This is a genomic window from Arthrobacter sp. D2-10 (assembly GCF_054161285.1).
Genome location: NZ_CP096431.1, coordinates 3,185,443 through 3,212,320, shown reverse-complemented (window position 1 = coordinate 3,212,320; position 26,878 = coordinate 3,185,443). Strand labels below are relative to the sequence as shown.

Genomic DNA, 26,878 nt, shown 5'->3' with positions numbered 1-26,878 from the left:
TGAGCCGGTGTATTGATAGAAAGCATATAACGTTTCCAGAAAACGTTTTCTCGCCATCTACGGCGTCGCATCGTTCCTGATGCCGACCAACCAAGGAGCCCCATGAGCACCGCCTCCCACACCCTGTCTGCCGAACCGCAGTCGCAGGATCAGAAGCGCACCCGCGTCGTCCTGATCGGCACCGGGTCCAGGGCCGACATGTACGTCCGTGCAGCACTCGGCGACCACGCTTCCTCAACCGAACTCGTTGCCATCAGTGACACCAATCCCGGCCGTGTCGAGTACTACCTCGCGCTGGCTGCGGAGCTGGCCGGCGGAACAGCGATTGGAAAGTTCGATCCCAAAGACCTGACACAGTTCATCCAGGACAACGGCATAGACCGCGTCATCGTCACCACCCCGGATTACACGCACGCCGACTACATTGTCGAGGCGCTGGAAGCAGGCGCGGACGTCGTCGTCGAGAAACCGTTGACCATCGATGTGGAAGGCTGCCGCCGTATCTGCGACGCCATCGAGCGAACGGGCAGGGACGTCGTCGTCACCTTCAACTACCGGTATTCGCCGCGTAACAGCGCGCTGAAGGAGCTCATTCAGAGCGGCGCGATCGGCACTGTCACATCGATTGACTTCAGCTGGATGCTCGACACCGTGCACGGCGCCGACTACTTCCGCCGCTGGCACAGGCGCAAAGAGAACTCCGGCGGCCTGCTGATCCATAAGGCCTCACATCACTTCGACCTGGTCAACTGGTGGATCGACGACGTCCCCGAGCGCGTGTTCGCCAGTGGGGGGCTTCGCTTCTACGGTGACCGTAACGCCGCAGGCCGTGGGCTAACCGACCGCCCGGAGCGCGGCACCACCGACTCCGCCGCCGGGGATCCGTTCGCTCTTGATCTGCGCGAGGACGAGCGATTGAACGCCCTCTACTACGCCAACGAACACCACGACGGCTATCAGCGTGACCAGGACGTCTTCGCACCCGGCATCACGATCGAGGACAACCTCGCCCTGGTGGTGGACTACCGGACCGGGCCCACCCTGAGCTACTCCCTCAATGCACACAGCCCCTGGGAGGGGTACCGGGTCGCGGTGAACGGGACGCTCGGCCGGGTTGAGCTTGAGGTAGTGGAACGCGCCGCTGTCTCGAGCAGCACGGACCAGAAGAACGTCGTCGATCCCAGCGCCACCCCGGTGGAGGAAGAGGACGCCCTCAGGGTGAACGGTGAACGGCTCATTCTCCAGAAGCACTGGGAACGCGCCGTGGAAGTGCCGATCGTGAACGGAGAAGGCGGTCATGGCGGCGGTGATGCGTTGCTGCTCACCGACCTTTTCGAAGGGCCGGGCGAGGACCCGTTGGGCAGGCCGTCCGGTTACCTGGACGGATTGCGCGCCGTGGCGGTCGGCATTGCAGGCAACGCCTCGCTCGATTCCTCACTCCCTGTCCGGATCAGCGAACTCGGCCTGGGCGCAGATCTCGCGGCTGACCGTGATGCGAGCGGTCAGGTGCGCCATGACTGAGCGCTCCCGGACCACAGTCCTGGTCACGGGCGGCTCGGGCAGGCTGGGGCGCAGCGTGGTGACCGGCCTCGCTGACGCAGGGTACGACGTCGTCTCCGTGGACCGCGCGCCGGTTCCCAGCGGCGTGTTCCCCGCTCAGATCCGGCAGGAGGCAGTCGACCTGCTGGCCCCCGGCGTTGCCGGGAGCGTGATCGAAAAGCACCGGCCCGACGCCGTCATCCACCTCGCTGCGATCGCTGTACCCTTCAGTGCACCGGAGAGCGTCATCCTCCAGACCAACAGCCAGCTCGCCTTCCAGGTGATGGGTGCGGCGACCGACCTTGGAGTCGGCCGGATCATCACCGCTTCCAGTCCCACAGTGCTCGGGTACGGTTCTCCAGCAGGGTGGATGCCCGAAGCGTTTCCGCTGGATGAGCAGACGACCCCGAAACCCTGGAACGCATACGCGCTCTCCAAGCTGCTCGCCGAGCAGACGATGCGGATGTTCGCGGCAGCTCAGGGTGAAAAGATCCGCTACGCCGCATTCCGGCCCTGTTACGTCATCTCGCCCGAGGAATGGGCAGGAGCGCCCACGCAACAGGGGCATACCGTCGTCGAGCGGCTGGACGATCCCGCGTTGTCCGCGCCGGCGATCTTCAATTACGTCGACGCCCGTGATGTCGCAGATTTCCTCGACGTGCTGCTGCAGTCAATGGACCGGATTCCGAACGCCGAAACGTTCTTCGTCGGGGCGGCTGACGCGCTGGCCCGTGAGCCGCTGTCCGAGCTCATTCCCCGCTATCTGCCCGCAGTGGGTGCGCTCGCCGCCGACCTGCATGGAACCAGCCCGGCATTTTCGATTGAAAAGGCCGGCCGCCTGCTCGGGTGGAAGCCGAAACGCAGCTGGCGCACCGAGCTGGCAACCTCGCAGCTCGCGTCAGCTACCCAGGAAGCAAGGTAAGACATGCAGTTCAATGGAGTTCTGTTTTTCCCCGTCACACCGTTCGCGCCATCGGGGACGGTGGACACCTCAAAGCTTCGGGAGCACATTGAGTCCCGCCTCAGCCACAATCCGGGAGGAGTCTTTCCCGCATGCGGCACGGGCGAGTTCCATGCCCTCGATATCGACGAGATCCGTGCGGTGGTCACCACGGCGGTGAGTGCCGTCAATGGGAAGGTCCCGGTGATTGCCGGTGCCGGCGGGCCGCTCGGCCATGCCCGTGCTGCGGCGAAGGTTGCGGAGGAGGCGGGCGCTGATGCCCTCCTCGTCCTGCCGCCTTACCTCGTCAAGGGGCCCACCGACGGACTGGTGGCGTACGTCGAGGATGTGGCAGCGGCATCAAGTCTGCCCGTCATCATCTATCACCGCGCTAATGGATCATTCACCGCGGACGCCGTTGCCCGACTGGCGGCCAATCCCAAGGTCATCGGGTTCAAGGACGGTGTGGGGGACGTCGGCCTTGCACAGGAGATTGTGTCCGCCGTCGCAACTACTGGCCGAACTGATTTCCAGTTCTTCAACGGTCTGCTGACCGCCGAGCTCAGCCAGGGCGCCTACCGGGGACTCGGTATCCCGCTCTACTCTTCCGCTGCTTTCGCCATGGCGCCGGATATCGCCACCGCCTACTACCGCGCGTACATTGACAACGATGAGCAGGCCCGGCATCGGTTGCTCGACGGCTTCTATGCGCCGCTGGTGAGGTTGCGCGACCAGACTCCCGGATTCGGTGTCTCGCTGATCAAAGCGGGGCTTCGACTGGACGGGCTCGACGTCGGTTCTGTCCGCCCACCGCTGGTCGATCCGACTGAAAGCCAATTGGTGGAACTCAAGGCCATTCTCGCCGCCGGCCGGGAGCTCGTGAGTTCATGACCCCGAAGATCACCAGCCTGTCAGCCCGCCTCATCACAGCGCCCCTGCGGCGCGCCTGGGGGGCGGATGTCCCGGAGAACCACTTCATTGCCACCACCGTGACGACGGACGACGGCGGCACGGGGCACGGCTTCTCCTGGACGCCGACCATCGGGCCCAGAGCAGTTCTGGCGTTGCTGGAGCATGACATCGCGCCGTTTGTGGCGGGGCTGCCGGCCCGCGCCGAGGAGGTATGGGACGCGCTCTGGGTCCGCCTTCATGAGGCCGGCGGAGGAGGTCTCACCACCATCGCAATGGCCGGCGTCGACCTTGCGTTGTGGGACCTGGCGGGGAGGCAGGCGGGTTGTTCCGTGCCGGACCTGTTGGGACGCCGTCGCGAGACGGTGCCGGTCTATGGGTCCGGAGTGAATTTGCACTACTCCCTGGACGAATTGGTCGATCAGACACAACGCTGGGTGGCGGAGGGCAGGCAGGCCGTCAAGGTGAAGGTCGGCAAACCCGACCTGCGCGAGGATGTCGAGCGGATCGCCGCCGTGCGGAACATCATCGGCCCGGACCGCGCGCTCATGATCGATGCCAACCAGCGGTGGGATCTGCCCACCACCCTGCGCGCCCTCGACCGGCTCGGTGAGTACGGCCTGCACTGGCTCGAGGAGCCGATCCGTGCCGATGACCTGTCCGCGTACCGCCGGCTGCGCCGTTCCACGTCCGTGCCGATCGCCCTGGGCGAGAACGTGCATACCATCTACAGGTTCCGCGACTTCATCGAGGCAGATGCCGTCGATATCATCCAGCCGAACATCGTCCGCGTCGGTGGAATCACGCCGTTCCGTCGAATCGTTGAGCTCGCGCGGGCGAACAGCATCGCTGTGGCGCCGCACCTGTTGCCGGAACTGTCCGGTCAGTTGGCGTCCACGCTTGCTGAAACGGCCTGGGTGGAAGCGGTCGACGGCGCCACCCTGGCTGAGCTGGGCATCCTCGACGGGCCGTCGCCCGTCAGGATCACGGAATCCGGGCTGACGGTTACCGGTCAGCCCGGCCTGGGATTGGCGCTCACTTAACTCAATGCTCTTTTGCGTGCCCGTTCTGCTGAATTGAGGAGCAGGTCCAGCAGGGCAATCAGGTCCTCCAGTGCCGCTGCTGGTTCCTCCCCGGGGAGGCTTCCTCGCCGGGGAGGGTGCCCCGCATCCATCCCGGCCACGATGTCCGCGGCGAGCTTCCAGCGAAGTGCAATGGCGGCGTCGAACCCCAGACGGATTTCCTCAGGCGTGATGTGACCCGCCTCCGCACGAAGGGCTTCGGAGTAACGGTTTACGGCTTCATCGACAATCGGAACCACTACACCGGCCCGGGCATCCCCTCTACGAACTGAGGAAAACAGGAGCGATGCCAGGTCAGCCCCTACGGGACCGGCGCCAATTGATTCCCAGTCAATCAGCACAGTCCGGGAATCCGACCGGAAGAGGTTTGCACCCACCGCGTCGTGATGGCAGAGGGTGTGGGGGAGGGATTCCAGGAAGCTCCGGTAACGCGCCTGCTCAAGGACGAGGCGTTCGGCTGCGACCAGCCGGTCACCGAGACGCGCTGACGTGGCCGGGCGAGCCTCACGGAGGCTGCGCAGGCCTCGTTCCACGGCTTCAGGCTGGCTATGCCGATCGATCCACTCGGTGAAGTACCACGGCTCAGCGAGTTCCCGTCCTACCCACCGACCGCCCATCTGGCCCAGATCATGGGCGGCGGCGAGGATCGTTTCAGCGTCCAGAGGACGGGTTCCGTCGTGGCCGATTTCCTCCAGCCAGAGCGTCCTGCCGCCCTCGGAGTCGAGCTCGCTTCCGTACAGCCGCGGCGCTGCCACCCCTGGAGCGATGTCATCGAGCACTCCGGATGCGTAGGCATCGAACTCGCGCGCGCCGTTATCCAGCAGGTACGAGGTGGCCAGACCTGGTCCTTCGGTGCGTTTCTCGATCATGGACCACTCAACGTCTGTTCCACCGACCGCCGCTATGCCACGGACCCGGCTTACGCTCCGATGGGCGAGGAACGCGTCGTACTCCAGGGGTGTTCGCTTGATTTCTCCAAGCGCGGTAACGCGGCCGCCGACAGCTTCCGCAACGGCCGACTTCAACAACTCGTTCGGGCCTTCATCCACGTCCCACAGGCTATCTGCTGCCCGTGGGAATAACGAAGAAGGTGCATGCATTTGCATCTATACGCGTCGACCGCAGGGGCCGACGGGAGCTCCGGAGGATCACCATGACAGCGCACACCACGGGTCTGCACCACGTCACCGCCATCGCGGGCGACCCACAGGCGAACATCGACTTCTACATCCGCGGTCTGGGGCTGCGTCTCGTGAAGAAAACCGTGAACTTCGACGACCCGTCCACCTATCACCTGTACTACGGCGACGACGCCGGCCGTCCGGGTTCGCTCATGACGTTCTTCCCATGGGGTCAGGTAGCGCCGGGACGCATCGGTGCAGGCCAGTCGACGACGACGGCGTTCTCCGTTCCGGAGGGAAGTCTCGGTTGGTGGCAGAACCACTTTCGTTCCCTCGGCGTGGACTCCTCCATCTCCCGTGCATCGGCGCAGGAGGAGAGACTTTCCCTCCGCGACCCGGACGGCCTCCAACTCGATCTCGTCGCCTCCTCCACCAGGGACCCGCGCAACCCCTGGGACTCCTCGTTCGTCCCTGCGGACCACGCCGTGCGCGGTCAGCACTCCTCGGTGCTGACCGTCGCCAACCCGGAGCACACGTTGCGTGTCCTCACCGAGGACCTGGGATTGCGCATCACAGAGGAGACCCCCGGCCGTACCCGCCTGGAAGCCGGCGACGGCGGTGCAGGCAACATCGTTGACGTCGTCGCGGATTCTTCCGGCCAGTATGGGCTGGTCGCCGGCGGCACCGTGCACCACATCGCTTTCCGGGTGCCCGACAAGGCCACTCAGGAACTCTGGCGCCAGGACCTTGTGGAGCGCGGCTTCAGGGTCACGGCCATCCTGGACCGGCAGTACTTCACGTCCATCTACTTCCGCGAACCGGGCGGCGTGCTGTTCGAGATTGCGACCGACACCCCGGGATTCAACGTCGATGAACCTCTGCTCGAACTGGGCCGGTCGTTGAAGCTCCCGCCGTGGCTTGAGCCGTCACGGGAAGACATCGAGGCGTCCGTGGCCCGGATCAAGGTGCCGGAGGACAACAACATTCTCGGTAGCGACGCCGGCTCTGACCTCGAAAGTGCGGTTGGAACGGTCGACGGGACCGTCAATGAGTCAACGGGACAGAACGCATGACGGGCGCGCCGAACGCCGCGGGCTGGCCGCACATCTATCGGGAAGGTTCCGCCAACAGCTCTATCCTCCTGATGCTGCACGGGACAGGGTCGAACGAGCAGGACATTGCCCAGCTCGCCGCGGAACTCGACCCGTCCGCCGGCGTTCTCGCTCCGCGTGGCCGAACGCAGGAGAAGGGCATGTTGCGGTGGTTTGCCCGGCGCGGGGAGGGATTGTTCGATGTCGACGACGTCATTCTGCGTGCCGGCGAGCTGGCACAGTTCGTTGGTGAGGCACGGGAGCAGTACGGCCTGGGTGACCGGCAGTTCATCGCCGTCGGATTCTCCAACGGTGCAAACATCGCGCTGGCAACGGCCATGCTCCATGCCGACGTGATCGACCGCGTGATTACGTTCTCCGGGATGTATCCGTTCGGAGACCGCACTACGGAGGGCGATCTGTCCGGCAGCCGGTTCCTCGTGCTCAACGGACGGACGGACCCGATGGCGCCGTTGGAGAGCGTCACCACCGTGGTGCAGGAACTGCGGCGGCAGGGGGCCGACGTCGAGCAGGTTCTGAGGGATGGCGGCCACGGGGTCGCCCGTTCGGATCTGAGCGCCGCCGTCGGTTGGCTCAAGCGCCTCTGATTCTAGATCTGGAGCGTCGCCGGACGCATCAGGCCGTTCACCTCGACGGTAGGCCAGCGTTCATCGACGCTGAGTACCCGGACCCCTTCTGCCGTGAGTAGTACGGTGTCCTCAATCTTCACGCCAGGTCCGGACGGGTTCCATGTGAACGCCTGGTTCAGCACCACCTCGTCGTCGGTTGCCGCTGTCACCTTCGGATCCCTGCCCGCATAACCGGCCGGCCCGCCCTGGTGATGTAAACGCCACTGCTCGGGACCAAAACCATGCACGGCATAGGAGCGGCGGATGCCGTCAAAAATCGTATCGAGCCGGGCACCGGGCACAGTGGCCGCGAAGATATCAGCCTCAACCGCGGCGATCCGGACCTCTGCATCGCGTTCTGCAGCCGTTGACCCATCGAACCGCACCCAGCGCGTGACGTTGGCAACCATGCCCCGACGCCTCGCGCAGACAACGGCCATGGCCCGGCGGCCCAGAGGCGCCGCCGTCGGCAGGGGGTGACGGAAAGCCGAGCGCTCGCGGCCATTGCACAACAGGACCAGCGGTTCTGCACCCATGGCGACGATCCGGGCGGACAGCTCCGCAGCGACGTCACGCTCCCTTGTATGCGGCCGCACCGCTGAGAGCACGTCCGTCATGGCCCGCGCCACTTCCCGATTGAGAGCGGCATAGTGCTCCGCCTCGACCGGAAGGAGCTCCTGCCGCGCCATCCGCAGTTCCCGCTGCACGTCTGCCTCAGCCAATGGCTCCGGTACCGCCAGACGGCGCGCCACCTCCAGTACGGACTCATACCAGGGCACGGGATGAACAACGACGCCGGCAGGCAGTTCTTCACGGATCAACCGGTCCGCTTCGTTGTTGGAAGTCACGAGGTGGTCGCGTTCGCGGTCTACGAGCAGAACGGCGACCGGATCACCGGCGAGGCTGATGTGCAGGCGGCTGCCGCCCAGGTACCAGGTCATGACCGTGTTGCTCGTCATCAGCAGCGAGTCGTGGCCGGTTCGGTCGAGGATTTCCATGATCCGCGCGCGCTTGACGGCATGCTCGCCGGTCAGGTCATCAACAGGCTCGGAGAGCGCGTCCCGGCTGGCGACTGGTGTGGTGGTCATGCGTGCCTTTCTTCGGCCGCGAGGGTGCGGACAGTCTCTGGTGGAACGGCGCCGTCGGCGACGAGGATGGTGACGGAGCGAAGAAGCGGGTCCTGTCGGGTGACGCTTACGGGCCGGTCCCAGGCGAGGGAAAGTCCGACTCCCGGATAGCCTGCGGCCCGCACGAACCACGGGTCGCCGGCTGCGTCATTCGGCAGGAAGACGAGCGTGGCCTCCTGACCCTGGAATCGTCCCTGCCAGCACAGCCACTCCGATACTGTGCCGTGGACCCCCTCCTCACCGGAGGCGTCCGCCGTCGTTATGGAGGGGCTTTCGCAGGCGGGCAGGCGCCAGAAGAAGCCGCCGTAACCGCCGCCGATCCGGCCGTTAGAGCCGGGACTGCCGAGAGATACTGCGCCATCAGCCACAGGCGTCAGCGTGAAATCGAGCGTGAGCGCCCAGACCGCTTCGTTCACTGCGCGCCAGCTGATGCGTCGGGCCTCGTGCAGCAGCGCGGTACCGTCGGGCCCGCTCCAGCGCAGGGTCTCCTCCAGGGAGTTTCCACGCCGTGAAAGGGCCGTCCTGGAGATCCGGCCGTGGTCCGGGCGCCAGACATAGCCCGACTCCTTGCGCCGGTAGGTGCGCCCGCCCCACAGATTGACTCCGTCGACGTCCTGGATAGCCACACCGACCCCGAGATGCCAGACGTGATCCGCAGGGAAATGGTCGCTCACCACAACGCCGCCCCGTGTTGTGATGGGATGCAGATAGGGGCGCGGGGCAAGCATCGGTGAAACGGTCGTGCCCTCGCGGTACGTACCCACGTCCTGGCCGTCCACCGAAAGGGATACAGACGACGACGCCCGCTCCCAGCCCGGGGCCAGCTCCGTAAAGGTCGCCTGGGCGAGGCAGGCCCGCTGCAGCAGGTCCTCAACGCCGCGCACCACCGGATGCGCATCGTCTCCCAAACCCACCCAGGTGATGAAAGAAGCATCGATCGGCTGCGGCGGCGGGGACAACCGGACAGCATCGAGAACCCGCATGAAGGCTCCGGAGGAGGACAGCGGGCTGAGCAGGGGAGTGCCGTGTAGACGGTGATCCAGCAGATTGTCCAGGAGGTTCGTCCGGTTGAAGTGCTCCGTCGTCGTGCCGTCAGCAGTAGTAACGGCGAGCTCATCTTCGGTGTAGTAGAGCACCGCCGTGCCCTGTGTGCCGTGAAGCGTGACGCTGGGACGCGTCTGCTCCGCGGCACACAGGGTGAGTGCGAGCGTGACAACGGTGCCGGAAGTGCTCCGGACCCGGAGGGTGGACGTGTCATCGCACTCGATGTCGTGGGCCCGGTACAGGTCCGTCTCGACGGTAGCCACGTCGGAGGCTTCCCTTGCACCGGCCACACGAAGGGCGGTTGCAACCGCATGGGCGAGCGGATTGGTGGCCACGCCGTCGACCACGTCCACTCCGTCCAGCGTTCGCTTTCCCGCCCAGCGTGAGCGCGCGAAGTAACCTCGGGTTCGAACCCAGGCTCCCAGTGCGCTGACGCCCCGAACCGAGCCCAACGATCCCGATGCCACGAGTTCGTCGAGCCGGTCCAGCGCTGCGGAGCCCAGGCTCTGGAACCCGGTCTGCACGGCTACGCCGGCTTCCTCCGCAGCAGTCAGGAGGGCTTCGTACTGCTCCATTGACGCCACCGGCGGCTTCTCGAGGTAGACGTCCGCGCCGGCCGCTATCGCGGTATGCGCGAGCGGCGCGTGCGCCTGGATGGGGGTGGCTATCACGACGACGTCGGGTGCCACCCCCGACGCGAGCAGGTTCTCCAGCGATGTGAACACCCCTACCTCCGCACCCAGCACCCCGTCAGCCGGCGGGTGCGGGTCAGCCACTGCCACAAGCCGTGCAGCGCCGTCGTTCTCCAGCCGCCGGAGATTGTCCAGGTGCCGGGCACCGTAGCCGTGGACACCCACGAGGGCGACACGGGCGACGGCGGTGGTGTCACCGGCAGCGTGCTCCAACGGGTGCAGTTGGCCGGGTGCGGGGTCGAGCATGTTCACGTTCCGTTCTGCGGATGATCAGCCTGCGCTGATCATCCCTTCGATTTCTGCGGTCATCTTTTCAGTGGCCTGCTCAGGGGTCAGCTTGTCGAACAGCACCTCGGACACGTAGCGCTTGACCATGTCCTGGACACCGCCGGCCCCTACGGGGGAGGGCAGGGGAGGCTCTGCCATGTCGGGACGGATCTCGTCGAGGAAGTCCACAACAGCCTGGTCGTTCTCGTCGAGCTCAGGGGCGATGGCTTCAGCCATGTCAGGGTTGGCAGGAACGCCGCGGTCGACCAACATCTTCTTTGCCGCTTCGGGATTGTTCGCAAGGTAATTGACGAACTCTGCCGCTGCTTCCTGGTCATCCGACTGACTGGAGATCGACCAGTACATGGATGCCTTGTAATACATGCCGTTGTCTGCCGCTGATCCGCTCTCGGACGGCACCCGCAGCATGGTCACATCGCTGCCGCTCGCCGTGCGAAGCGCTGCCAGCTGGTTCGACCAGTACCAACCCATCGCCGCGCGGTTGGTCGCGAAACCACCCGCCTCGAAGGAACCCGACATCTCCTCGGTGTAGCGGGCAGCGCTGGGGCCGCCGCCGTCGCGTACTTCGAGGAGGTGCTCAAACCAGGCCGTGGCGTTCTCAGGGGAGTATCCGACCGTGCCCGGTTCGTCGTCGTTATAGAGGTTTTCACCGTGCTGGCGGAGCCAGATCCTCAGGTCGACATCCTGGGCTCCATAGTCGGTGCCCACAATATCTCCGCCGAGCTTCTCCGCCAGCTCATCCGAGATCCGGTAGTAGTCATCCCAGGTCCAGGTGGAGTCATCCGGGAGCTCCATGCCGGCCTGCTTGAAGAGGTCCTCATTGGCCATGACCACGTAGGCATTCTGGCCGGTGGTCAGCCCGTACAGACCCTCTTCGTAGCGGCCCAGATTCAGGGCACCGTCGTCGAACTTGGAGGTGTCGATGCCCTCGAGGGTGCTCAGATCGGCCAGGGCACCCCGCCCGGCGTACTCCTGGAGGTACTTCTCGTCCATGGTGATGACGTCGGGGGCATCCCGGCCTGCCGTCGTCGTCGCGAGTTTGTCCCAGTAGCCGCTGAAATCGGAGTACTCACCCTCAATGGTGATGTCCTCATTCTCCGCCTCGAACAGGTCGATGATTTCCTGGTTCGCCACGTGGCGCGGATCCGAACCCCACCAGGAGAAGCGCAAATTGCCGTCGCCGGCATTGGTGCCGCCGCTGCCGCCATTGCCGCAGGCGCCAAGTGAAACGGTGAGAACGACGGCTGCAGCTGCGGCCGTGAGTGTGCGGGTTGAACGGGAGATCTTCTTCATTGAACCTCGTCCTGTCTGTTGAGTGAATGGATGGTGGTGACCGGATCAGCCCGCGCTGATCATGCCTTCGATTTCGGTGGTCAGCTGTTCGGCTGCCTTCTCCGGGGTGAGGTTGTCGAAGAGGACCTCACCGACGTAGCGCACGATTGTCTCCTGCACGGTTCCCGCTCCGATGGGCGATGGCTTCGGCGAATCCGACACCTCCGGCTCGATCTCCTCAAGGAAGGAGACAACGGTCTTCTGGGCCTCATCCAGCTTCGGCTCGATTGCTGCGGCCATGTCCGGGTTCGCAGGAACACCCCGGTCGACGAGCATCTTTTCGGCGGCAGCCGGGTCATTCGCCAGGAAGTTCACGAAGTCGGCAGCTGCTTCCTGGTCGTCGGACTGGCTGGAGATGGACCAGTACATGGACGCCTTGTAGTACATGCCGTTGTCCTCAGCATTGCCCGACGGTGAAGGGACCCGGAGGATTTGGACATCATCACCGGTGGCCGAGCGCAGCGCGCCGAGCTGATTGGACCAGTACCAGCCCATGGCGGCCTTCTTGGTCGGAAAGTTCTCAGCTTCGAAGGTGCCTGCAGCAGCTTCAGTGAACTGGGCTGCGCTGACGCCGCCGCCGGTGTCACGCACGTTGAGCAGGTGTTCGAACCATGAGATTAGGTTCTCCTGTGAGTATCCGACCGTGCCCGGCTCGTCCTCGTTGTACAGCTCCTCCCCGTTCTGCCGGAGCCAGATGCGCAGGTCGCCGTCCAGCGCGCCGTAATCGGTTCCCTTCACATCGCCCAGCTTCTCGCTGATCTCCGCGGAGATTTTGTAGTAGTCATCCCACGTCCACGTGCTGTCATCCGGGATCTCCACGCCTGCCTCGGCGAAGAGGTCTGCGTTGACCATCACGGAGTAGGCGTTCTGTCCGGTGCTGAGACCGTAGACACCGTCCTCGTAGCGCCCCAGATCCAGCGCGGCTTCGGGGAACTTGGACAGGTCCAGATTCTCGAGTTCCGTGAGGTCGGTCAGCGCTCCGCGGCCCGCATACTCCATGATGTATTTTTCGTCCATGGTGATGACATCGGGCGCATCCCGTCCCGCCGTCGTCGTCGCCAGTTTGTCCCAGTAGCCGGAGAAGTCGGAGAACTCGCCGGCGACGGTGACGCCCTCGTTGTTCGCCTCGTAGATGTCGATGATTTCCTGCGTTGCCTCGTGGCGCGGGTCCGAACCCCACCAGGAGAAGCGCAGGTTGCCGTCACCGGCGGCCTCGCTGCCGCCGCTTCCACAAGCGGCGAGGGAGGCACCGAAGACCAGGGCCATTGAGGCCGCAGTGATCGTGCGGGCAGGGCGGGAGAACTTCATCATTGAATTTCTTTCCTATCTGTCAGGTGTCTGTCGCGCTCAGGTGTAGAGAGATGCGCTGGTTTGTCAGGACGGTGCGATTATTTGATGCCCGTGGTGGCGATGCCCTTGACCAGGTACTTCTGGCCGAAGAGGAAGACCAGGAAGACCGGAAGGAGGGAAACGATGGACATGGCGAACATCGAGCCCCAGGAGGAGGTGGCGGTGCTGTCCACGAAGGATCGGAGTGCAACCGGCACCGTGTACATCTCGGGGTCGGTCAGGTAGATCAGCTGGCTGAAGAAGTCGTTCCACGTCCAGATGAAGGTGAAGATGGTGGTGGTTGCCAGCGCCGGCACCATCAGCGGAAGGATGATGCGGGTGAAGATCCGCACATGGCCGCAGCCGTCGATACGGGCAGCTTCATCCAGCTCGCGGGGTAGACCGCGAATGAACTGCACCATGAGGAACACGAAGAACGCGTCGGTAGCGAGCAGTTTCGGCAGGACCAGCGGGATGAAGGTGTTCACCCAGCCCAGCTCCGAGAAGATGATGTACTGCGGCACGATGATCACGTGGATCGGCAACATGATGGTCATGAGCATGATGGCAAAGAGCAAGTTGCGACGCCGGAACTTCAGCCGGGCGAAGGCGTAGGCCGCCATGGAGCAGGAGACCAGGTTGCCGATGATCGAGCCGATCACCACGATCATCGAGTTGATCATGTAATGCCCGAACGGCGACTGCAGGGCGTTCCAACCTTCGGTGTAGTTGCTGATCTCGAACGTGGTCAGCCAGAGACCGGCTTCCCGGAAAATCTCGTCATTTGGCCTCAGTGAACTGACGAGCATCCACAGCAGGGGGTAGAGCATGATGATGCCGAAGATGGTGAGCAGAACGTGTTTCAGCAGTCGGCGTCCAGCGCTTCCGTGCAGTTCCTCGTCGCTGCCCTTCTTCCGGCGGACCGGCGGGGTAGCGGGACCCTGCTTCCGCGTGGTTTCGCGGGGCGTATTGGTCTGGGGCGCGATATTAGTCGTCATAGAACACCCACCATTTAGAAGCGATGAAGTTGATGAAGGTGAAGGCCGCGATGATGAGTAACAGCAGCCAGGCCATGGCCGAGGCGTAACCCATGTTGAAGTTGCCGAAGCCCTGTTGGTAGAGGTACAGCGTGAAGAACATCGTCGAGTCGGCGGGGCCGCCCGTGCCGCCCGAGACCACGAAGGCCTGGGTGAAGGACTGGAATGCTCCGATGATCTGCAGCACCAGGTTGAAGAAGATGATCGGTGTCAGCAGCGGCACCGTGATGGTCATGAACTGACGTACCTTGGACGCACCGTCCATGGCCGCAGCCTCGTAGTACATGGTCGGAATCTGGCGCAGTCCGGCGAGGAAAATAACCATCGGTGCGCCGAACGTCCACACGTTGAGCACCATCAGGGTTCCCAGTGCCGTGGACGGGTCGGCGATCCACCCCATGCCCTCGATGCCAACGAGGGCGAGGAGCTGGTTGATCAGGCCGGAGGTGCCGAAGATCTGCCGCCACAGCACTGCGATGGCAACAGAGCCGCCGAGCAGGGACGGTAGATAGTAGACCGAGCGGTAGAAGCTGAGTCCCCGCATGCCGCGGTCCAGGATCAGTGCGAGCGCCAGTGCTGCGATGAGCTGGAGGGGGACGGAGACGAAGACGTAGAGGAAGGTCACCCCGAGCGAGTTCTGAAGGCGGGTGTCCTCGAACATTCGAAGATAGTTGTCCAGTCCGGTCCATTCCGGCGGCTGGAGGAGGTTGTAGTCAGTGAAGGAGAGGTAAAGCGACGCCGCCATCGGCCCGATGGTGATGACCACCAGGCCTACCAACCATGGAGCGAGGAACAGATAGGAGACCCGCTCCTCTTTCCTTTCGGCAGCGGTCAGCTTTCGCTTACTTCCGCGCGGCTCTTTCTTCAGCCGCGACATCTCAGACAGGGCTGACATCGCCGGTCCTTTCCGCACTCGGGCAGGCGGTTTCCAGCGCCGCCGCTCGCGCAAGGTTCGGAAGCTTCATGGGTACCTTCTGTCGGGGTCGTAGGGTGGCGTTCGAGGTTCGAGAAAGCGCTTTCTCGTGACTGCACTCGACCCTAGTGTGTGATGTGCCACACGTCAAGGAAAACGTTTTCTTGACCGAATCAGCCCGTCATACCGCTTCCGGGCCTAGGGAGCGAAGCCTGCAGGAATGCCGCAGTTTCCCGCAGCATCTCGCCGGTCACCACGTGTCCGCCGTCGTACCAGATGCCGCTGTAACGATCAGGCGGGACTGAACCGCGAAGCATTGCATCGGCGTCACGCATTCCCCTCTCCGAAAAGAGGGCATCCTGACGCGCGAACTGCATCAGATACCGGCACGAGCCGTTGATGCCCGTGAGCCCCGGCCAGTCGAACGACGAAGAAAGCCCAGGTGTTGCCAGCAGCCAGGAGTGGGCGTCCATGTGGGAGGGGAAAAGACCCCTGAAGGTGGTCATCATGCAGCACACGACGGCGGCACGAACTTCCTGTGCCAGAGCGGACAGGACCAGCGCCCTCCCGCCACCCCCGGAAAAACCGCCGACGCTGATGCTTCTGCGCTCGACGCCGGACAGTTTCCGCAAAACATCCAATGCGGCCAGATCCTCGAATGCGATCATTCCCGCGTAACTCGTGCCCAGAAGTCCAGCGGTCTTGGCCAGGGTGTGTTCATGCAGAGCCGCTGCCGCGTTGTACTCCAATGCAGGCGTCCATTGCGCACCTTGCTCGCGCCACAGGGCCCGCTGGGCGGCCATCTGGTCAGCTATTCGGGCGGGCGGAGGATCGAGCTGGAACCTCCGGCTTCCCCAACTGAAGGCATCATGCACGAGAACTGCGAAGCCGGAGCGCGCCAGCTTGTTGGCCACGGCATGTCCCGAGTACAGATTCTGCTGAATTGCTGCGACTTCCGGGGTCCTGCCACTCGCCGAGTCGATCAGCCGCTCCGCCCCGAGCCACTTGTTGCCGCCGTGGCAATGCAGCCACAGGACGCCCGGCAGCGGGGCCGTCGCGTTCGCTGGTTTGAGGAAATAGCCGCGGGTAGGAGGACCGTACGGCAGCTGCCAGGCCAGCTCCTCCAGCAGCACTCCGTCAACAACCTGGGAGCTCAGTACCGAGACGGGTGGCGCAGGAATTGCTGCGGGTACGCCCAATGCGGCGGCCAGTTGTGCGCTTTCGGGGTTGTATCCGCTGCGTTTGGCCAGCCGCTGTACGGCATCGGGCCAATCTTCAAACCCGGCGATGGGGCTCGGCGCGGAGGTCATGGCGTATCAACCGGGAAATCACCCGGCCAGTCCTCCAGCCTGATCCGGTTGATCTGCCGGACTTCCCCGAGGGTGCCCCATTCGTTGCGTCCCAACCGGGACAGCGGCTTGAGCAGATCCACTCGGGGATGATCGCCGTCGAGAACCTGCTCGGAGATCGCGGCGTGTACCACTTCGCCCAGGACGAGCGTGCAGTTCCCCACGGGAATCAGGCTGTGGAGGCGGCATTCCAGCGCCACCGGTGACTCGTGAACCCTGGGTGCGCGCACGAAGGTGCTCGGTTCCCGCCGGAGACCGGCGGCCTCGAACTCGCTGGTCTTCGGGCTGAACGCTGTGCCGGTGGCATTGACTCGCTCGAAGAGGTCCTCAGGGGTGAGATTGACCGTGAACTCACCGGTCGCCCGGATGTTGCGCAGGCTGTCTTTTTCGCCGACGGAGGTGAACTGGATGACCGGTGGGTCGGTGGACGCCACGGTGAAGAATGAGTGCGGAGCGAGATTGTCCACTCCGCTCTCGGACCGGGAAGCGACCCACGCGATGGGGCGAGGTACCACCGTAGCGGTCAGCAGCTTATAGAACGCTGCGGCTGATAGTTGGTCCCGGTAGAAGTCCCTGCGCATCTACCGAGCCTAAGGGGCGGCAGCGACCAGACGCGAAGCACCAAGCCGAATTCGGGCCTCTCAGCAGGAAAGTTCACCCACGACTGGCCAGGAGCTCATCGAGGCGCTCGTAGCCTTCGGTCATTCCGGCTTCCATTCCGGACTGCGCCATGCCGTCACGGGCCTCCTGCGAGGGGTACACGGAGTGTCCCACCAGCTTGCAGCGGCCACCGCCGAGGTCCTCGAACCGGAGGAATTCAAGACTCACGACTTCGGGATAGCCATCAAACTCAAAGGTCTGGATGGCGAATTCGTTCTCGCGGACGGTGTGGAAAATGCCGCTGAAGCCGTACGCAACGCCGTCGGGTCCGGTATGGGTGTAGCGGTAACTGCCGCCGGTGCGGAATTCGTAGTGGTCGACCGTGGCGGTGAGGCCCCTCGGGCCGAGCCACTGGAAGATGAGGTCCGGGTCCTTGTGTGCTTCGAAGACGGCCTCTACCGGAAAGTCGAATTCCCGCTCGACGTCGATGAAGGGAAGTTCGGCTGGGACGGAAAGCTTGAGTGGGTTGGTCATCATTAATCCTTGGGTGCGTGGCCGGTCCTGGCCTTGGATTCGAGTAGATCATCGAGTGCGCGGAACTGGCTCTCACGGACAAGCCTGTACTGGTCAATCCACGCGGTGAGCGTCTCCAGCCGTGCCGCATTGAGGTGCACTGGACGACGCTGGGCGTCTCGCGAGCGGGTCACCAGCTCAGCCTGTTCAAGGACCTGTATGTGCCTGGAGACCGCTTGCTTCGTGATGTTGAAGGGTGCGGCCAGTTCGTTGACCGTTGCCGGACCGCGGCTGAGATGCGCAATGATGCTGCGGCGCGCGGGGTCGGCCAGGGCCATGAAGGCCCGGTCCAGCCGGTCTGCGTCCGTCACCATTGTCAACACGATCCTTTATCAACGAATTAGTTGATTACAACCTTAGGCTTGTGCCAATTGGAGGTCAAGGGTTTTTAGGAGCGCCGAAGGAGTTCTTCGAGGCCGATCGGTTCGGAGCCGGTAAGATCCCGGACTGCCGTCGTCGTGCGTTCGAGCTTTCCCGAAGCGATGGCGGTGTACGTACTCACCCAGGCATCCACCTGCCATCCCGGCGCACCATAGTGGGCGCGCGACGCGTAGGCCTCTTCGACGGTCTCCTCTTCATACCGGGTCTCGCGCCCGGTGACGCGGGTGATAGTTGCCGCCACTTCGCCCAGCGAGAGAGCCTCAGGGCCGGTGAGGTCATAGGTGCGGCGGGAGTGAGCTTCCGGATCCTTCAGGACAACGACGGCGGTGCGTGCCACGTCGGTCCGTGCCACGGCTGACACTCGCCCGTTTCCGGCCGGTCCGCGCAGCACCCCTTCATCCCCGGCGAAGAGTGGCAGGACGTCGAGGTAGAAGTTGTCGCGGAGGAACGTGTAGTTCAGGCCTGAGTTGCGGATGTATTCCTCAGTAGCCCAGTGATCGCGTCCGAGCGTGAAGGTAGCGTCCGGCGATGCGGCAAGGAACGAGGTGTAGATGATGTGCTGAACACCGGCTTCGACCGCCGCGTCGATGAACGTGCGGTGCTGGTCAACGCGGTCTTCTGCCTCAGCGCCTGAAACCATGAAGAGGATCTCACTGCCGCGGAGGGCCTCCACGGCTGCCTTCCGATCGGCGTACTCGGCGCGGGCAACGCTGGCGCCCGTGAGTTCGGGCGCTCGCGCGGGGCCCCGCACAATCAGCTTCTGTTCGTAGCCTTCGTTCGAGAGGAGGCGGGCAGCTTCTCCGCCGACGTGTCCGGTGGAGCCGGTGACCGCAATTCGTGGGTTCATGCTCGGTGGAGCGCAGATCCCGCCGTGAATATTCCAAATTCATCGCAGTTTCCATCGCAATTTCCTTCGCCGACACGTGGAGGATGAGCCGGCGTCGTCCCTGGTCCCTAGCGTGGAGCAGTGTCCAGACTGTTCGTCGCTATCGGTGACTCCTTCACGGAGGGAGTGGGGGATTGGGATCCCCGTTACCCCAACGGCGTCCGTGGATGGGCGGACCGGGTGGCCAAGCAGTTGAGCAAACAGGATCCCACTTGGCGCTACGCCAATTTTGCTATCCGAAGCAAGCGTCTTCGCCAGATCATTGACGAACAGCTGCAGCCCGCGCTCGATCTGCACCCAACGGTGGTCAGTGTCTATGCCGGGGGAAACGACATTCTTGAACTGCGCACGAGCATCACACCGCTCATGGAGACCTATGAGGAAATGGTTTCACTCATAGCAGCGGCCGGCGCCCGTCCACTGCTCTTCACCGGCTTTGACGTGCGGCTGCACCCGGTTCTCGAACCGATGAGGCGGCGGAACTGGACCTACAACGACCACGTCCGGAGGATCGCCGAAGACTACGGCGCGCTGCTCGTCGATTACTGGTGCTTCGACGAATACCACGACCCGCGGTTATGGGACGTTGACCGCCTCCACATGTCCCCGGCCGGCCATAAGAACATGGCGGCGCATGTGCTGCGCGTTCTCGGCGTCGACCACACCCTCACCTCCAAACCGCTCCGGCCTCACCAGCGCCTGACGATGGCTGAGTTGCTTCGCAAGGAGACGGCGTGGTGGGGCGAGTGGGTGATTCCCATGTTCGGTCGACGTCTCCGCAACGTAACGCTGGGCGATCACCTAGAGCCACGATGGCCTACGCCCATCCGCCCAGCGGACGGGCTGAAGAGGCTTGCTGCCGAACGACTCACTGCTTCAGCGGGTCGTGCCCCCATTTCATGAACGAGGAACGTCGACGGACTTCATGTCCCTGTAGTGGCGATTTCGAGCGGAAAGAATGAAGGCACCGATAACGGCGGAAACGAGGGAACCGACGATAACACCGACTTTCACATCGTCCGCCGTGCTGCTGGACGGGTCGTAGGAAAGCTCTCCGACGAGGAGGGAAACGGTGAAGCCGATACCGGCCACGAAGGCAACGCCAATGATGTCCGCCCACCGCAGGGACGCGTCGATGGCGATGCCCCGCAGCCGGGTCAGCAGGAAAGTGAATCCCGCAATGCCGACGAACTTGCCCACGACCAACCCGCCGATGATGCCCAGCGCCACAGAGCTTTGCAGGGATTCGACGAGGCCATTGAAACCCCCCACGGTTACTCCGGCAGAGAAGAAGGCGAAGACCGGAACCGCGAACGCAGTGGACACTACTGCCCACTGGTCAGCGAAATGAGCGGCGAGTCCTTCAACAACCGGCTTGCCGTTTGCGTCTGTGCCGGTTTGCACCTGCGCCCGGCCCTTGGCAATGACTGGAACCATGAAGCCCAGAAGCACCCCGGCGACAGTCGCATGAACGCCCGATTCGTGGATGAGGACCCAGACGGAAACCCCGAGTGGGATGAGTATCCACCAGGTGCGAACCCCGCGCTGGACAAGGACGGCAAACACAGCGAGGGGGATCAGGGCCAGGAGCAACGGGAGGATCTGGATGGTGGCTGTATAGAAAATGGCAATGATCGTGATTGCCAGGAGGTCGTCCACAACTGCGAGGGTCAACAGGAACGTCCGCAGTGCAGGAGGCAGGTGCCGTCCGACGACGGCGATCACTGCGACGGCAAAAGCGATATCGGTGGCCGCCGGGATAGCCCAACCGCTCAGCGCTTCGGCCCCGCCCTGCAGGTTAATCAGGGTGAAGACGATCGCTGGGACGAGGACGCCGCCTGCAGCCGCAACAATCGGCACAATCGCGCTCCGAGGGTTTCGCAGCTTTCCAGCGACGAACTCCTCCTTGAGTTCAAGTCCGACAACGAAGAAGAAGATGGCGAGCAACCCATCCGCGGCCCAGGCTCCGACGCTCAGGTTCAGGTGAAGGAATTCTGGTCCCAGCCTGAATTCGCGGACTGAATTGTAGAAGTCCACTGCCGGGGAGTTGGCGAGGATAAGAGCGAGTATCGTCGCGCCGAGCAGGAGCGCGCCGCCGGTGGTGTCCTTGCTCAGGGTCTGGTGCGCCCCGCGCCAGATGGAGTGCGGCTGCTGGTTCGGGGGGAGAGCGGAGTCGTGCTGCGTCATGGGGGGTGCTTTCGTCGAGGAGTGTCCGCGGGCATGGGGCATCTGCGGTCCTGATCGATGAGGGGCAGATGCAGGTCAGCGACGTGGCGGCGGGCAGCCGGCGATCTCGCCGTGTGCGTTGGTCCCCCAGGAACTCATCCATCCGTTGGTTCCACTTGCCCGCTTGGTCAGCAGCAGGCGGTTCGGGAACACGGCCAGCGCCCGTACAAGCGCACGGGGCATCTGTAAGCTGGCCGGAATCATGTCCCAATTCTAGCAAGGGACGAAAAACGGCCCGACGGCGCCCTGTGCCCGCTACGCCGGTCTCATGCCTTCAGCGGGTCGTGCCCCCAGTTCATGAGTGAGTAACGCCACTTCGAATGCTCGACGTCGGAGGACGGCTTCTGTGCCAGATGGCGGTGCACGTACCCCACCACCTTGCGCATGTGCTCGACATCCGAGTCGGTGAGATCTGACTTCTTCGTGGAGAGGAGTTTGACGATGCGTCGGCCGGACGCATGGCCGACCGATTCGCCGCCGTCGTCCTTCTGCCCGACTGCCTTTGACTCGTCACTGTCCAGCCACTTCTCCAACTCGGAGGCGGTCATGTTGACGGCCTCTTTCCAGTCGTCCCAGACCTCATCAACGCCTGTGCTGTTGCTCATGCCTTCTCCTGCCCTCGTACACTGGTTTCATCATGGGTTTCATCAACAAGTACCGCGCCCCTATTGTCTGGCTCATCGTCATCGCGATGGTGGCGTCCATCGGAGCAGGCTTTTTCGCCACCATCTTCTAGCTCCGGCAGCTACTTCCAGCCCGGCACTACCAGAGCCTCCCCGCGTCGGGCAGTTGAATGCGCATCCAGCGGTATCCGTAGCCGGGCAGCTTGACCTTCAATTTGTCGCCCACGGCGATGTCCGTCATCGAGTTCTCCAGCAGGTCTGTCAGGATCCCGCCGCCCTCGGGAACATCGCTCTCCTTCAGCGTGACCGAAACTTCTGCCGGTTGGTCTGAGAAGTTGTGAAACAGGAAGAGCGAATGGTCCTCCCAGTCGCAGCGGTGAGCAAAGACAGAGGGACTCGGGGTGTCTATGAGGGAGAAGGTCCCCCATCCCAGCTCGGGGCACTCGCGGTAGCGGCGGATGAGAGTTCCAATGAAAGCCAGCAATGACTCGGGGTCGCGGCGTGCGTCCACGACGTTGATCTTGGTCTGTCCGTACTCGCCCTGCACCAGCGGGGCGACCAGCCGATCCGGAGGGGCGGCAGAAAAACCTGCGCTCTCCTCATGCGTCCACTGCATCGGGGTGCGCACGGCCATCCGTCCTTCGGCTTCGAGGTTCTCGCCCATGCCGATCTCCTCCCCATAGAACAGGACAGGGGTGCCGGGCAGCGAGAACAACAACGAATACACCATGCGGAGGCGTTGCTGGTCTCCCCCGAGCATCGGGGGGAGCCGTCGCTTCAATCCGCGCCCGTAGATCTGCATGCTCTCCTCGGGCCCGAAGGCCTCGAACACTTCCTGGCGTTCCGAGTCCAGCAGTTTGTCGAGGGTCAGCTCGTCATGGTTGCGGACGAAAGTCGCCCACTGGGAATCCCCATCGATGGACGGGCGGTCCGTGATAGTGCGTGCGAGCGGTCTCGCATCTCCGCGCGCCAGTGACAGGTACATCTGCTGCATGGTGACGAAGTCGAACTGCATATTGAGCTCATCAGCCGCAGATCCGAAGAACGCAACCTGCTGCTCATACGGCAGGTTCACTTCGCCGAGGAGGACCGCATCACCGGACCGGCGTGAGAGGAACCGGCGGAGGTCCCGCAGGTAATCATGCGGGTCACCGGTCTGGTTGTCCTGCCCCTGCGTTTCCAGGAAGAACGGCACGGCATCGACGCGGAATCCGGAAAGTCCGAGCTGCATCCAGAAGCCGATGGCCTTTGCTATCTCGTCGCGTACCTGGGGGTTGGCCACGTTCAGGTCCGGTTGATGGGAGTAGAACCGGTGCAGGTACCACTCGCCGCTTTCCTCGTCCTTGCTCCAGATCGAGTTTTCCTTGTCGGGAAAGACAACCTCCGCCGACGTGTCCGGCGGTGCATCAGAACGCCAGACATAGAAATCCCGGAAGGGATTGTCCTTCGAGGACCGCGCCTGCTTGAACCACGGATGCTGATCCGACGTGTGATTCACCACCAGGTCGGCGATCACCCGCATTCCACGGTCTTTCGCCGTACGGGCAAACTCGACGAAATCACCCAGCGACCCCAGCCGTTCGTCCACTCCGTAGAAGTCGACGATGTCGTAACCGTCGTCTCGCTGGGGCGAGGGGTAGAACGGCATGAGCCACACGCACGTCACCCCGAGTTCCGCCAGATAGTCCAGCCGTTGGGCTGCGCCGGCAAAGTCACCGACCCCGTCACCGTTGGAATCGCAGAAAGTCTCAATGTTGAGACAGTAGATAACGGCGTTCTTCCACCACAGGTCCGAGGTGTCGGTGATGCGCATCAGCGCACCTCGGGCAACACGTGTTCAGCGAAGGCCTCGATGATCGGTTTCTGCTCCGTACCCACAAAGTGGAGGTAGAGCTCGTCGAACCCGAGGTCCGCGAACTCCCGTAGGCGCTGTGCATGGACAGCCAGGTCAGGCGAAATTTGTACAGTTTCCCTGAGCTTGTCCTCGGTAAGGTCCCTGGTGGCTTCCTCGAAGTCAGACGGGCGAGCCAGGTCCCAGGTGGTCGGAGGAGTCACACAGTTCGACGCCCACTGGGACCGGGCGATCTTCACGGCTTCCTCCTCCGTGGGTGCCCATGACAGGTGGACCTGCAGGATCAGCTTGCCCTGTCCACCGTTCTCCCGGTAGGCATTGATCATCTCGGTGAGTTTCTCGTGCGGCTGGTTCACTGTGACCAGGCCGTCGGCCCAACGGGCGCTCCGGGCAGCCGTTTCCACGCTCACCGCCGGAGCGATCAGGGGAGGCTTGACCTCCGGCGCGTCCCACACGCGGGCCTGCTCAACGGTGACCAGACCGCGATGGGTGACCTCCTCGCCGTCGTGCAGCCGCCGGATGATGTCGATGCACTCCTCGATGCGCCGCTGGCGCTCGGCCTTTGCCGGCCACGGGTCACCGGTGATGTGCTCGTTCAAGTTCTCGCCGCTGCCGAGGGCAGCCCAGAACCGGCCGGGGAACATACTTGCCAGGGTTGCGCTGGCCTGCGCGATGATCGCGGGGTGGTAACGCTGGCCGGGGGCGGTGACGACGCCGAAGCGCAACCCCGTGGTGGCAAGAGCAGCTCCCAGCCAGGACCAGGCGAAACCGGAGTGCCCCTGAACCGCGGACCATGGCTCGAAATGGTCCGAGCACATCGCGGCATCGAACCCTGCCTGTTCCGCCATCTGTACATCTGCAAGGAGCTGTCCCGGCGCGATCTGTTCGTGGGAAGCGTGGAAACCGATGAGGGGCATGCGCTGGCCTTTCCGTGGAGGGCTCTTGAACGGGCGAGCCGGTCCGTCCTAGTGTGATCAGTAGGCTTAGCAATTGTTGTTCGAGCCTATCCGTACTGCCAATGGCCCTCAAGGGTGCTACCCAAACTTCCACGTACCAGGAGGAACGCATGAGCGACCAGTACACCTTCCAGAACCCTGTCACCCGCTTTCCGGAGATCTCGCCGCCCAAGCAGGACCAGCCGGAACCCGGCCTGGACCGTGACCTGAACCCGCAGGCTGACCGCGGTGAAGAATCGTACCGGGGCACCGGTCGCCTCGAGGGGCGGAAGGCCCTGGTGACGGGTGCTGATTCCGGGATCGGAGCGGCAGTGGCGATCGCCTACGCCAGGGAAGGCGCCGACGTCGCACTTTCCTATCTGCCCGAGGAGGAGGCCGACGCTGATGAAATTGTCCGCCTGATCGAAGAATGCGGGCGCAAGGCCGTGAAGCTGCCGGGCGACATCAAGGACGGCGAGTTCTGCAAGCAGTTGGTGGCGCAGGCGGTCGAGGGCCTGGGCGGCCTCGACATCCTCGTCAACAACGCCGGCAAGCAGATCGCGGTGGAGCGGCTTGAGGACCTGGACGATGAGCAGCTCGACCACACGTTCAAGACCAACATCTACTCGTTCTTCCGCATCACGCGCGAAGCGTTGCAGCACCTGCCTGCTGGATCGAGCATCATCAACACCACATCCATCCAGGCGTACAACCCGTCCCCGACGCTGCTGGATTACGCGAGCACCAAGGCGGCAATCAACAACTTTACGAAAGGCCTGGCCCAGCAGTTGGCGCCTCGCGGAATCCGTGTGAACGCGGTAGCGCCCGGCCCTTTCTGGACGCCGCTCCAGGTTTCCGACGGCCAGCCGAAGGATGCACTGCCGGAGTTCGGGAAGGACACGCCCCTGGGCCGCGCGGGGCAGCCCACGGAACTGGCGCCGGCATATGTTTTCCTCGCCTCGCCTGAATCCAGTTACGTGCTCGGCGAGACGCTGAACGTTAACGGCGGAAGCCCGACGCCGTAACTCGCCTGCGGTGACGAAGTAGCGTTCGGGTAACGGTTTGCTGAGTGTTCCCGGGCGGGGCCGCCTCAGTCGGGGAAACGAGGCGGTCCCGCTCGGGGGGGCTCTGGTAACCAGTGCCAGCAGGAGGAGCCGGTGGTCTCGCCCGCCTCTGTCCTGCCCCTTAACTATCGGGGCCGCACCTTGGAATTTTCTTGGAGCTGATTCACAGGAAAATAAGTAAGCTTATTACTTCCCTTGGGTCGGGACCGCGGGTTAGCGTCGAAGAACCCGGTCTCCTGTCCTCCAGCCGTACAGATGAGTTGGCCGTTCAGTGCAGGAGCCATCGATTGCGGAGGTAACCCCGTGTTTTTCCACAAACAGGAACTGCAATTCAAAGCGACTCCCGATAAGCCGGATGCCGTTTACGCGCGCAAGCTGCAGGAAGTACTGGGCGGGCAATACGGTGAAATCACCGTTGCCATGCAGTACAGCTTCCAGGCCTGGAACACCCACATACCCGGAAAGTACCGTGACCTGCTCTTCGGTATCGGTGCCGAAGAATTCGGCCACGTCGAAATGCTCGCGACCATGATCGCGCAGCTGCTTGAAAAGGCGCCTCTCGGCATCACCGAAGACGCGGTCCAGTCAGACCCGGCGATTGCCGCCGTCGTTGGTGGGACGGACATGCAGCAGGCCATCGTTGCCGGCGCGGGTGCACGTCCCGTCGACAGCATGGGCAACCCCTGGCAGGGCAGCTACATCACTGCCAGCGGCAACCTGCTGGCGGACTTCACAGCCAACGCGAACGCGGAGATGCAGGGGCGGCTGCAGGTGGCCCGGCTCTATCACATGACCGACGACCACGGCGTACGGGACATGCTTTCCTTCCTCCTCGCGAGGGACACGATGCATCAGAACCAGTGGATGGCCGCAGCACGTGAGCTGCAGGAAGAAGGGGCGGAGAACTTCCCGGTGCCGAGCAACTTCCCTCTCAAGAAGGAAGAGCGCAGCGTGTCCTACCAGTACCTCAACTTCTCGGACGGAAAAGCCGCATCCGAAGGTTCATGGGCTTCCGGGCCCACCCCGGACGGGCACGGCGAGTTCTCGTATCACGAGGGTCCGACCACCTCGGCTCCCATGCCGCCGCCTACGCATCCGGACTCGCGTTTCTACGGGACAACCGAGCTGCCGAACGCCATGGAGAAGATGGCCGGTGCCGTGCAGGACAAGCTCCATAAGGAGTAGTTTGACCCTCTCTCGAACAGCCCGCTGCTTGCTGAAGCAGCGGGCTGTTTCCGGGTTACGCCCGCACCTGATAGACAGAGGGCTTAGTACTATGTGATGGATGGGGACGACGACGTCGGCCCACCGGTAGG

Annotated in this window: 26 protein-coding genes; 9 read left to right on the top strand and 17 right to left on the bottom strand. The window is 63.6% G+C overall.

Annotated elements, in window-relative coordinates:
• The first annotated feature begins 102 nt into the window (after positions 1–102).
• Genes M1D74_RS15040 through M1D74_RS15025 form a run of 4 tightly spaced genes read left to right on the top strand, consistent with a single transcriptional unit; the run spans position 103 to position 4,431 of the window.
• Positions 103–1,521 carry a Gfo/Idh/MocA family protein gene (locus tag M1D74_RS15040; protein WP_309124393.1) on the top strand — a complete coding sequence of 473 codons (1,419 nt, stop codon included), beginning with the start codon at positions 103–105 and terminating at the stop codon, positions 1,519–1,521.
• The gene (locus M1D74_RS15035; RefSeq protein WP_458115826.1) at positions 1,514–2,461 is read left to right on the top strand and encodes an NAD-dependent epimerase/dehydratase family protein; all 948 of its coding nucleotides are present in this window, start codon (positions 1,514–1,516) and stop codon (positions 2,459–2,461) included. Before M1D74_RS15040 ends, M1D74_RS15035 begins: the two co-directional genes overlap by 8 nt.
• A gap of 3 nt (positions 2,462–2,464) precedes the next feature.
• Positions 2,465–3,370, top strand: coding sequence for a 5-dehydro-4-deoxyglucarate dehydratase (locus tag M1D74_RS15030; RefSeq protein ID WP_458115825.1), 906 nt, complete (start codon positions 2,465–2,467; stop codon positions 3,368–3,370).
• Positions 3,367–4,431 (top strand): mandelate racemase/muconate lactonizing enzyme family protein, encoded by a 1,065-nt coding sequence (locus M1D74_RS15025; RefSeq protein ID WP_458115824.1) that lies wholly within the window; start codon positions 3,367–3,369, stop codon positions 4,429–4,431. Before M1D74_RS15030 ends, M1D74_RS15025 begins: the two co-directional genes overlap by 4 nt.
• Here M1D74_RS15025 and M1D74_RS15020 read toward each other — a convergent pair.
• Positions 4,428–5,519, bottom strand: a complete 1,092-nt coding sequence (locus tag M1D74_RS15020; protein WP_458115823.1) for a phosphotransferase family protein — start codon at positions 5,517–5,519, stop codon at positions 4,428–4,430. The two genes, M1D74_RS15025 and M1D74_RS15020, sit on opposite strands and share 4 nt — an antisense overlap.
• 104 nt (positions 5,520–5,623) lie before the next feature.
• Here M1D74_RS15020 and M1D74_RS15015 point away from each other — a divergent pair, with 104 nt between their 5' ends.
• Both M1D74_RS15015 and M1D74_RS15010 read left to right on the top strand, forming a co-directional pair.
• Positions 5,624–6,664 (top strand): ring-cleaving dioxygenase, encoded by a 1,041-nt coding sequence (locus M1D74_RS15015; RefSeq protein ID WP_458115822.1) that lies wholly within the window; start codon positions 5,624–5,626, stop codon positions 6,662–6,664.
• Complete coding sequence (locus M1D74_RS15010; protein ID WP_309072132.1) at positions 6,661–7,290, top strand: alpha/beta hydrolase; 630 nt, start codon at positions 6,661–6,663, stop codon at positions 7,288–7,290. Before M1D74_RS15015 ends, M1D74_RS15010 begins: the two co-directional genes overlap by 4 nt.
• 2 nt (positions 7,291–7,292) lie before the next feature.
• On the opposite strand, the gene M1D74_RS15005 is transcribed toward M1D74_RS15010, so the two are convergent.
• The 11 genes from M1D74_RS15005 to M1D74_RS14955 all read right to left on the bottom strand — a co-directional run bounded on the left by M1D74_RS15005 (position 7,293) and on the right by M1D74_RS14955 (position 18,823).
• A complete protein-coding gene (locus tag M1D74_RS15005) occupies positions 7,293–8,399 on the bottom strand; it encodes a M24 family metallopeptidase (protein ID WP_375164844.1) in 1,107 nt (368 codons plus the stop codon).
• Positions 8,396–10,420 carry a DUF6807 family protein gene (locus tag M1D74_RS15000; protein WP_458115821.1) on the bottom strand — a complete coding sequence of 675 codons (2,025 nt, stop codon included), beginning with the start codon at positions 10,418–10,420 and terminating at the stop codon, positions 8,396–8,398. Before M1D74_RS15000 ends, M1D74_RS15005 begins: the two co-directional genes overlap by 4 nt.
• Positions 10,421–10,444: 24 nt before the next feature.
• Complete coding sequence (locus tag M1D74_RS14995) at positions 10,445–11,755, bottom strand: ABC transporter substrate-binding protein (protein ID WP_458115820.1); 1,311 nt, start codon at positions 11,753–11,755, stop codon at positions 10,445–10,447.
• 45 nt (positions 11,756–11,800) lie between these two features.
• Positions 11,801–13,105 carry an ABC transporter substrate-binding protein gene (locus M1D74_RS14990; RefSeq protein ID WP_458115819.1) on the bottom strand — a complete coding sequence of 435 codons (1,305 nt, stop codon included), beginning with the start codon at positions 13,103–13,105 and terminating at the stop codon, positions 11,801–11,803.
• Between the two features lie 77 nt (positions 13,106–13,182).
• Positions 13,183–14,121 carry a carbohydrate ABC transporter permease gene (locus tag M1D74_RS14985; RefSeq protein WP_458115818.1) on the bottom strand — a complete coding sequence of 313 codons (939 nt, stop codon included), beginning with the start codon at positions 14,119–14,121 and terminating at the stop codon, positions 13,183–13,185.
• Positions 14,111–15,055, bottom strand: a complete 945-nt coding sequence (locus M1D74_RS14980; RefSeq protein ID WP_458115817.1) for a carbohydrate ABC transporter permease — start codon at positions 15,053–15,055, stop codon at positions 14,111–14,113. The genes M1D74_RS14985 and M1D74_RS14980 overlap by 11 nt, the downstream gene beginning before the upstream one ends.
• Before the next feature lie 191 nt (positions 15,056–15,246).
• A complete protein-coding gene (locus M1D74_RS14975) occupies positions 15,247–16,383 on the bottom strand; it encodes an acetylesterase (protein ID WP_458115816.1) in 1,137 nt (378 codons plus the stop codon).
• Positions 16,380–17,003 (bottom strand): flavin reductase family protein, encoded by a 624-nt coding sequence (locus M1D74_RS14970; RefSeq protein ID WP_309071794.1) that lies wholly within the window; start codon positions 17,001–17,003, stop codon positions 16,380–16,382. Before M1D74_RS14970 ends, M1D74_RS14975 begins: the two co-directional genes overlap by 4 nt.
• Before the next feature lie 73 nt (positions 17,004–17,076).
• A complete protein-coding gene (locus M1D74_RS14965; RefSeq protein WP_458117196.1) occupies positions 17,077–17,556 on the bottom strand; it encodes an SRPBCC family protein in 480 nt (159 codons plus the stop codon).
• 2 nt (positions 17,557–17,558) lie between these two features.
• Positions 17,559–17,909, bottom strand: coding sequence for an ArsR/SmtB family transcription factor (locus M1D74_RS14960; RefSeq protein WP_458115815.1), 351 nt, complete (start codon positions 17,907–17,909; stop codon positions 17,559–17,561).
• A 74-nt stretch (positions 17,910–17,983) separates the two neighbouring features.
• A complete protein-coding gene (locus tag M1D74_RS14955) occupies positions 17,984–18,823 on the bottom strand; it encodes an SDR family oxidoreductase (RefSeq protein ID WP_458115814.1) in 840 nt (279 codons plus the stop codon).
• A 120-nt stretch (positions 18,824–18,943) separates the two neighbouring features.
• Here M1D74_RS14955 and M1D74_RS14950 point away from each other — a divergent pair, with 120 nt between their 5' ends.
• Complete coding sequence (locus M1D74_RS14950; RefSeq protein WP_458115813.1) at positions 18,944–19,765, top strand: SGNH/GDSL hydrolase family protein; 822 nt, start codon at positions 18,944–18,946, stop codon at positions 19,763–19,765.
• Here M1D74_RS14950 and nhaA read toward each other — a convergent pair.
• From nhaA to M1D74_RS14925, 5 genes are all read right to left on the bottom strand, one after another.
• Complete coding sequence (nhaA, locus tag M1D74_RS14945; protein WP_309071789.1) at positions 19,760–21,049, bottom strand: Na+/H+ antiporter NhaA; 1,290 nt, start codon at positions 21,047–21,049, stop codon at positions 19,760–19,762. The two genes, M1D74_RS14950 and nhaA, sit on opposite strands and share 6 nt — an antisense overlap.
• A gap of 75 nt (positions 21,050–21,124) precedes the next feature.
• On the bottom strand, positions 21,125–21,292 hold the full coding sequence (locus M1D74_RS14940) for a hypothetical protein (RefSeq protein WP_309071788.1): 168 nt from the start codon (positions 21,290–21,292) through the stop codon (positions 21,125–21,127).
• A gap of 62 nt (positions 21,293–21,354) precedes the next feature.
• On the bottom strand, positions 21,355–21,693 hold the full coding sequence (locus M1D74_RS14935; protein WP_458115812.1) for a DUF3140 domain-containing protein: 339 nt from the start codon (positions 21,691–21,693) through the stop codon (positions 21,355–21,357).
• 157 nt (positions 21,694–21,850) lie between these two features.
• Positions 21,851–23,524: an alpha-amylase family protein gene (locus tag M1D74_RS14930; RefSeq protein WP_458115811.1), complete on the bottom strand. Its 1,674-nt coding sequence runs from the start codon at positions 23,522–23,524 to the stop codon at positions 21,851–21,853.
• Positions 23,524–24,480 carry a TIGR03885 family FMN-dependent LLM class oxidoreductase gene (locus M1D74_RS14925; protein ID WP_458115810.1) on the bottom strand — a complete coding sequence of 319 codons (957 nt, stop codon included), beginning with the start codon at positions 24,478–24,480 and terminating at the stop codon, positions 23,524–23,526. Before M1D74_RS14925 ends, M1D74_RS14930 begins: the two co-directional genes overlap by 1 nt.
• A gap of 149 nt (positions 24,481–24,629) precedes the next feature.
• Here M1D74_RS14925 and M1D74_RS14920 point away from each other — a divergent pair, with 149 nt between their 5' ends.
• Positions 24,630–25,523, top strand: a complete 894-nt coding sequence (locus M1D74_RS14920; RefSeq protein ID WP_309071784.1) for an SDR family oxidoreductase — start codon at positions 24,630–24,632, stop codon at positions 25,521–25,523.
• A gap of 342 nt (positions 25,524–25,865) precedes the next feature.
• Positions 25,866–26,747 carry a manganese catalase gene (locus tag M1D74_RS14915; protein WP_309071783.1) on the top strand — a complete coding sequence of 294 codons (882 nt, stop codon included), beginning with the start codon at positions 25,866–25,868 and terminating at the stop codon, positions 26,745–26,747.
• Positions 26,748–26,878: the final 131 nt, after the last annotated feature.